This window comes from Yersinia similis, assembly GCF_001053095.1.
In the GTDB taxonomy this organism is placed as follows: Bacteria; Pseudomonadota; Gammaproteobacteria; order Enterobacterales; family Enterobacteriaceae; genus Yersinia; species Yersinia similis.
In genome coordinates this window covers 1-457 of the sequence record NZ_CGBP01000102.1, presented here as the reverse complement: position 1 = coordinate 457, position 457 = coordinate 1, and the positions used below count along the sequence as shown (strand labels likewise).

The following is a 457-nucleotide window of genomic DNA, read 5'->3' as shown; positions in this document are numbered from 1 at the left end:
GGGGAACCTGCGGTTGGATCACCTCCTTACCTAACGATACGCATTGCGCAGTGCCCACACAGATTGTCTGATAGAAAGTAACGAGCAAATAAAGCCGGGCTGAGAAATTGGTCGGGCTTTAGTACCTTGTTGGGTCTGTAGCTCAGGTGGTTAGAGCGCACCCCTGATAAGGGTGAGGTCGGTGGTTCAAGTCCACTCAGACCCACCAACTCACCATTCCCTGTTGAGTTGCAGCAATAAGGTGATTTGCTTTTTATATGGGGCTATAGCTCAGCTGGGAGAGCGCCTGCCTTGCACGCAGGAGGTCAGCGGTTCGATCCCGCTTAGCTCCACCATATAAAACTATTTCAAAACGTACTGGGGTCGCAAGGCACAGTGTGTTGTGAAATATTGCTCTTTAACAATCTGGAACAAGCTGAAAATTGAAACATTACAGCTGAAATTTACCCCTCCGTAG

2 tRNA genes are annotated in these 457 nt (G+C 49.0%); both read left to right on the top strand.

Going from position 1 to position 457, the window contains the following annotated elements:
• The first annotated feature begins 131 nt into the window (after positions 1-131).
• Positions 132-208 (top strand) — tRNA-Ile (locus AC971_RS21570).
• A gap of 51 nt (positions 209-259) precedes the next feature.
• Positions 260-335: transfer RNA gene (locus AC971_RS21565), tRNA-Ala, on the top strand.
• The last annotated feature ends 122 nt before the right edge of the window (positions 336-457 follow it).